Source organism: Streptomyces sp. 4N124, from assembly GCF_052245395.1.
In the GTDB taxonomy this organism is placed as follows: Bacteria; Actinomycetota; Actinomycetes; order Streptomycetales; family Streptomycetaceae; genus Streptomyces.
The window spans coordinates 249,041-255,434 of the sequence record NZ_JBQQBS010000008.1 but is presented as its reverse complement, the minus strand read 5'-3'; the positions used below and the strand labels follow the sequence as shown (position 1 = coordinate 255,434).

General features: G+C 70.0%; 5 protein-coding genes. All 5 read right to left on the bottom strand.

Annotated features, from left to right (window positions below; genetic code table 11):
• Positions 1-148: 148 nt before the first annotated feature.
• Positions 149-871 (bottom strand): gamma-glutamyl-gamma-aminobutyrate hydrolase family protein, encoded by a 723-nt coding sequence (locus ACTWQO_RS11415; RefSeq protein ID WP_443237103.1) that lies wholly within the window; start codon positions 869-871, stop codon positions 149-151.
• A complete protein-coding gene (locus ACTWQO_RS11410; RefSeq protein WP_443237102.1) occupies positions 868-2,358 on the bottom strand; it encodes an aldehyde dehydrogenase in 1,491 nt (496 codons plus the stop codon). The genes ACTWQO_RS11415 and ACTWQO_RS11410 overlap by 4 nt, the downstream gene beginning before the upstream one ends.
• Positions 2,359-2,476: 118 nt before the next feature.
• Positions 2,477-3,934 carry an APC family permease gene (locus ACTWQO_RS11405; protein WP_443237101.1) on the bottom strand — a complete coding sequence of 486 codons (1,458 nt, stop codon included), beginning with the start codon at positions 3,932-3,934 and terminating at the stop codon, positions 2,477-2,479.
• Between the two features lie 121 nt (positions 3,935-4,055).
• Positions 4,056-4,979 (bottom strand): TIGR03619 family F420-dependent LLM class oxidoreductase, encoded by a 924-nt coding sequence (locus ACTWQO_RS11400; protein ID WP_443237121.1) that lies wholly within the window; start codon positions 4,977-4,979, stop codon positions 4,056-4,058.
• A gap of 136 nt (positions 4,980-5,115) precedes the next feature.
• A complete protein-coding gene (locus ACTWQO_RS11395) occupies positions 5,116-6,312 on the bottom strand; it encodes a cytochrome P450 (protein WP_443237100.1) in 1,197 nt (398 codons plus the stop codon).
• Positions 6,313-6,394 lie beyond the last annotated feature (82 nt).

Below are 6,394 nucleotides of genomic sequence, written 5' to 3'. Positions count from 1 at the left end.
CCGCCCCACCTGGGCGATGGCGAGGTCCTGCGGTCCGGGGCCGCGGGCGGCGGCGATGCCTCTCAGTACCCGGCCCAGCGGAACGTCGTCGAGTTCGGGGGCGAGGCGGGGAGCCTGCCGCTTGCGGCCGAAGAGAGCCATGCCTGTGTCAGCGTCTGTTGTGGGCGGCCTGGACCAGCGCGTCGAACAGACCCTGCTGGGCCGGGTCCTGGTCCGCGGTGTCCTCGGGGTGCCACTGCACCGCCGTGAACCACCCCGCGTGTCCGGGCAGTTCGAGCCCCTCCACCGTGCCGTCGGCGGCCCGCGCGGTGACCGTGAGCCCGACACCGATCCGGTCGACTCGCTGATGGTGGTAGCAGGAAGCCTCCGTCTTCTCGGCGCCGGTGGCCTGTTCGAGCAGGGTGCCGCGCTGGATCGCGACCGGGTGCACGACGTGCCGGTGTTCGCGGTCCGCGCCGCCCATGTCCTGTTCCAGGCTGCCGCCGAGGGCGACGTTCGCCGCCTGCAGCCCACGGCAGATCGCCAGCAGGGGCAGTCCCAAGTCCAGTGTCTGGCAGGCGACTTCGAGGTCGAACTCGTCCTGGAGGTCGTCGACGTCATAGACGCTGTCATGGGTGTCGGCGGCTCCGTAGCGATGCGGGGCCAAGTCTCCGCCGCCCGGGAGCAACACGCCGTCGAAGCGGGCGAGCCGCTCGGCCACGTCGGCTCCGGCCGGGTCTGCGGGGTGGATGCTCACCGGCTCGCCCCCGGCCCGCCACACGGCCTCGACCAGTGCGCGGGCGCTGACCTCGGCGGCGTAGCGGAGCGCGGACGTGGTGGCGGCGAACCGGGCCGGAATCGCGATCAGGGGTCGCGGGTGCGTACGGGTCACAGCTGGATCCAGGTGGTCTTCAGTTCGGTGTACTTCTCGATGGCGTGGGCGGACTTGTCGCGGCCGTTGCCCGATTGCTTCATGCCGCCGAAGGGGACGGTCAGGTCGCCCTCCTCGTAGCAGTTGACCCAGACCGTCCCTGCCTTCAGTGCGCGCGAGACCTTGTGTGCGGTGGACAGATCGGAGGTCCACAGGCCGGCGGCGAGACCGTACTCGGTGGCATTGGCCAGCCGTACCGCCTCGTCCAGGTCGTCGAAGGAAACGACGGACAGGACGGGGCCGAAGATCTCCTCTCGGGCCAGCCGCATGCCGGGGTCGACCCGGTCGAACACGGTGGGCCGCAGGTAGCTGCCGCCGGTCTCGGCCAGGGCCCGGTCCCCGCCCACGCGCAGCCGGGCGCCCTCGTCCAGGCCGGACGCGACATGCTCCAGGACCCGGCCGAGGTGGCTGTCGCCGACCAGTGCGCCCATCTCGGTGGCCGGATCGAGCGGGTCGCCCACTCGCAGCTCGCGCGCACGCGCCACGACTGCTTCCGTGACCTGTTCGGCGATGGACGAGTGGACCAGCAGCCGGGAGGGTGCGGTGCACATCTCACCCTGGTTGAAGAAGATGCCCCAGGCCGCGGTCGCCGCCGCCTTCTCCAGGTCCGGGGCGTCGGGCAGCACGATGTTCGGTGACTTGCCGCCGAGTTCGAGCCAGACGCGCTTGAGGTTGGAGTCGGCGGCGTAGCGCAGGAAGTGGCGGCCGACGGCGGTGGATCCGGTGAAGGCCAGGACGTCGACGTCGGGGTGGAGACCGAGCGCCCGGCCGGCCACCGGCCCGTCACCGGTGACGACGTTGAGGACGCCCGGCGGTAGTCCGGCGTCGGTGGCGACGCGGCCGAGCAGGAGGGCGGACAGCGGTGAGGACTCCGACGGCTTCAGGACGACGGTGCAGCCGGCGGCGAGGGCGGGAGCGACTTTCCAACTCGCCAACGTGAGCGGGAAGTTCCACGGCACGACGGCGCCGACGACACCTGTCGGCTCCCGGGTGACCAGGGCCAGCGAGTCCGGTGCGGTGTGGGGAGACTCGTCGGTGAGTTTGTCGGCGAGCTGCCCGTACCAGCGGAAGGTGTTGATCGCGGCGCGCAGCTCGATGGCGTACGCGTCCGTGATCGGTTTGCCCATCTCCAGGCTCACGGTCAGCGCCAGTTCCTCGCGCCGCTCCTCCAGCAACTCGGCGATCCGCAGCAGGACCCGGCCGCGCTCGGCGGGCGCCAGGTGCGGCCACGGCCCTGTGTCGAAGGCGCGGCGCGCCGCCGCGACGGCGAGATCGACCTCCTCCTCCCGCGCGTCGGCGACCTGGACCAGGGTCTGACCGTCGCGAGGGGAGATCACGGCGAACGATCCAGCGTCACCGGCTTCGTCCTTGCCGTCGATGTGGTGCTGCGTGGGCAGGTCGAGTCCCTTGGCGCGGCGCAGCAGTTCCTCGTGGGTGGCGTTCAGCACGCGCTCTCCATCTCCGTTTCATCCGTTTCGTTCGGTCACAAACGACTCACGCCGTTCGACAAAGGCCCGATACGGCCGGGGCGCGGGCTCCGGCCGTATCGGTGAGGGATCGCGGTGTTCAGCCGGTGGTCTCTGCCCTGGACCGCGTCAGCCGGGCGGCGACGACGCCGAGGATCAGCACCACCGGAACGGTGGCCTGGAGCCATAGGGCCGTGGTCCGGTCGCCGCCGATGAGCGTCGTGAAGTTGGCGATGATGAGCCAGATGGCACCGGCGATACCGAGCGCGCCCAGGACGGGGGCGATCAGGGTGTTCCAGGGGCGGGTGTCGGCGCCGGAGCGGCGGAAGAACACGATGACCGAGACCGAGGTCAGGAAGTACAGCAGCATGATGCCGAGGACGGCGACCCCGCTGAACCAGGAGAAGAGGGTCAGCACCGGGTCCTTGCCCAGGACCGCGAAGGGCACTACGAGCAGCACCGCGATCGCGGTCTGCACGGTGCCCGCCACCCAGGGCGAGTGACGCCGGTTGAGGGCGGTCAGTCCGTGCGGCAGGAGCCCTTCGCGGCCGAGAGAGAACAGGTAGCGGTTGGCGGAGTTGTGGAAAGCCAGGAGGCCGGCGAAGAGGGAGGTGGCCAGCAGGATCGGCAGCACGTCGTTGACCCAGCCGCCGAACTGGGTGGCGATAGGCGCGAAGACGAAGGCCGTGGCGTCGCCGCTCTCCAAGGCCTTGCCCGCCTCGGCCGTGGCCTGGGACGCACCGTGCGCGGAGACCAGCATCCAGGTGGCGAAGGCGAAGAAGCCGGTGATCACCGCGACGGACAGGTAGGTGGCCCGGGGAACGGTCTTGCGGGGTTCACGGGCCTCCTCGCCGTAGATGGCGGTGGCTTCGAAGCCGAACATCGACGCTACGGCGAACATCAGCGCCACGCCGGGAGCGCCCTGGAGCGCGGCGGACGGCGAGAAGCTGTCCGTGAGGCCGAGTCCCTCGGGTCCGCCGCCCTTGAAGAGGGTCACGAGGGCGAAGACGATCAGGATGCTGAACTCGGCCAGCACGAAGACGGCGAGGATCTTGGCGCCCATCTCGATGCCGGAGGCGCCGAGAATCTGCACGATCACCATGGTGACCAACGCCCAGACCCACCACGCGACATGGGCACCGGTGTGGTGCTCGACAAGGCCGCTCATGATACTTCCGTACAGCCCGTACATACACGCTTGGACGGCGCAGTAGGCGAAGAGCGCGACGGCGGCGCTGCCGGAGCCGGTCGAGCGGCCGAGCCCTTTGCCGATGTACGTGTAGAAGGCGCCGGCGTCCACGACGTGGCGGCCCATGGCGACGAAGCCAACCGAGAACAGCAGGATGATGACTCCGGCCGCGAGATAGGTGGCCGGAGCGCCGGCTCCGTTGCCGATGGCGATGGCGATCGGCACGGCCCCGGCGATGCCGGTCAGCGGTGCCTGGGCGGAGAGAACGAAGAAGAGGATGCCGAGGACACCGAGAGAGTTGGGCTTGAGCCTGCCTGCCATGGATGCGTCATGAGCGGTCTGTGTGGCGACCGCGGTCTGACTGTCCACTCGAATCACCTGCCGGGGACGGGAAGGGGCGGAGTTTGTTTTAGGCCAAACGAGTTGCCCCATGGTGGGCCGGAACTATCCGTTTGACAAGGGGCTGCGGGGAGATCCTTTGTGCGGCGGGCTACGCGGTCATCGTCTCCACGCGCCGCATGACGTCCCGGCAGAAGGGTCCGATGCCGTTGGGGTCGTCGATGAACTGGTTCGGCTTGATGCAGAAGGTGGTGAAGCCGAGCTCCATCTGCTCGGGAATGGAGGCAAGGGCGGCGCCGAGGTCGGCCGGTGAGTGGTCGTCGGGGAACACGGCCTGGGTGCCGCCGATCATCTCCAGGTCGGCGATGTCGCGTCCGGCTCCGGCCATGGCGTCCCCGAGCTCCCGCATGTCTTCGGGTGCGGGCCGTCCGAGCGGGTGGAAGCCGTGGCCGCACCGCACGAGCCGCCGCAGCAGCGGGCCGTGTACGCCCTGTCCGCCGAACCACAGCCGCGGGCCGTCAGGGCGGTACGCCTTGGGCTCGAAGTAGACGTCACGGAAGGGGTAGTGCTCGCCGTCGTGGGAGATCGGGGACGGTCCCCATGCCTTCGCCCAGACCTGAAGGTGCTCGTCCAGCAGCCGCCCGCGCCTGCCGAACGGCACGCCCAGAGCCGCGTACTCGTCCCTGCTCCAGCTCACCGTGGGCTGCACCACGAGGCGGCCCTCGCTGAGCAGGTCCAGGGTGCCGAGTTCGCGGGCGAGCAGCAGGGGGTGGCGCAGCGGTGCGACGACGGCCGCTGCGGCCAGCCGGAGGCGAGAGGTGACGGAGGCGATGGCGGCGAGCAGCAGCAGGGAGTTCGGCCAGGGAGTGTACGGGTCCTGGTTGCCCGGGAGGGCGTAGTCGCGGGGGTTTCCCATGACACCGGCGGCCCCGGCATCCGGTCCGAGCACGATGTGTTCGCTGACCATGATCGCGTCGAAGCCGGCGTCCTCGGCCTCGCGGGCCCACCGTACGGCGGTGGGCAGGTCCGCCCGGTCACCGGTCAGCGTCCAGTTCTCGCTCAGGACGAGCAGCATGCGGGGAGGGGTGGGTGCGGGCACGGGTGGGTGTCCTTCACTCGTGGGGATTGGGTCGAGGGCTGTGCCGCGTTTCCCTGTCGTCCAGCGCGAGCTGGTCGGGGGCGGCGTAGGCGCACTGGCCGTGGTGGGGAAATCAGAGGAAACGGACGGGGAGATGGGTGATCGTGCGCAGGAACTCGGTGTGCGCATAGGCGGGTTCGCCCGCCGGCTCGACACCGGAGAACCGGTTGACGATCGAGCTGAAGACGATGTCGGCCTCGGCGCGGGCCAGGACCTGGCCGGCGCAGCCGTGCATGCCGGAGCCGAAGGCGAGGTGCTGGCCGGCGGCGACCGGGCGGGTGTGGTCGAAGGTGTCGGGGTCGGCGAACACCTCGGGGTCGCGGTTGGCGGAGGCGATGAGCAGGGCCAGCGCCTCACCGGCCGGTACCGTGGTGTCGCCGATGACCGTGTCCTGCGTGGTCAGGCGCACCACCATCGACTCGGGCGTATCGATCCGCAGGATCTCGTTGATGATGCCCGGCCGTGCCTCCGGCTCGTCCCGGTAGGCGGCGAACAGCTCGGGCTGCTGCGTCATCAGCCAGATGCCGTGGTTGATCAGGTGCTTGACGTCGAGGTGGCCCACGGCGAAGAACAGGAAGATGGTGTAGACGACTTCTTCCTCGGTCATCCTGCCCTCGCCCTGCGCGGCGATGAAGGCGTCGATCAGGCCCTCGCCGGGATGGGCGCGCTTGTCGGCCACCAGCCGCCGGATGTGCTCGGCGAACCAGGCGAACGCCTCCCTGGTGGCGCGGGCCTCCTCGTCGTTGCCGCCGGGGCCGAGGCTCAGCCCGATCTCGTAGGTCTTGCGCTGGATGGTGTCCATCTCGGTCGGCTCGATGCCGAAGATGTGACAGGTCGTGTCGAAGGTGCACTTCAGGGCGAGGCCGTCGGCCGCGTCCAGGAAACCGTCGCCCTTCTCGACCTCGTCGAGCACGGCCTCCACGCCGGCACGCATCACCTTGGACCACTCCTCGACCGCCTTGGGTGTGAACCAGCGGTTGGTGATCCGCCGCAGCCTCGTGTGGTCGGGGGCGTCCCTGCCGAGCATGGTGTGGTGGATCGGGGTGGCCGGCCCGAAGTCGAGCTGCTGCACGCTCAGGGTGGGGTTGCGGATCAGCCGGGCGACGTCCTCGTAGCGGGAGACGACGTACAGGCCGACCGGATGCCTGTAGACAGGGTGCGCCTGCCGCAGCCGCGCGTAGTACGGGTACGGGTCCGCACGGAAGCCGGGGTCACGGAAGGGCAGCAGATCCTCGGTGCCGGACGCGGGTCCGGCGGTGGTGACGGTCATGTCGTGACACTCCTCGTATCGGGCGCGAGGCGGCGGGGAGCTGGGGAGTGGCAGAGGGAGGGCGGCCATTGGCCCTACATCG

Coding starts and splice junctions, on each gene's coding strand:
- ACTWQO_RS11395 (WP_443237100.1), bottom strand. CDS start 6,312: ATGACCGTCACCACCGCCGGACCCGCGTCCGGCACCGAGGATCTGCTG.
- ACTWQO_RS11400 (WP_443237121.1), bottom strand. CDS start 4,979: ATGCTGCTCGTCCTGAGCGAGAACTGGACGCTGACCGGTGACCGGGCG.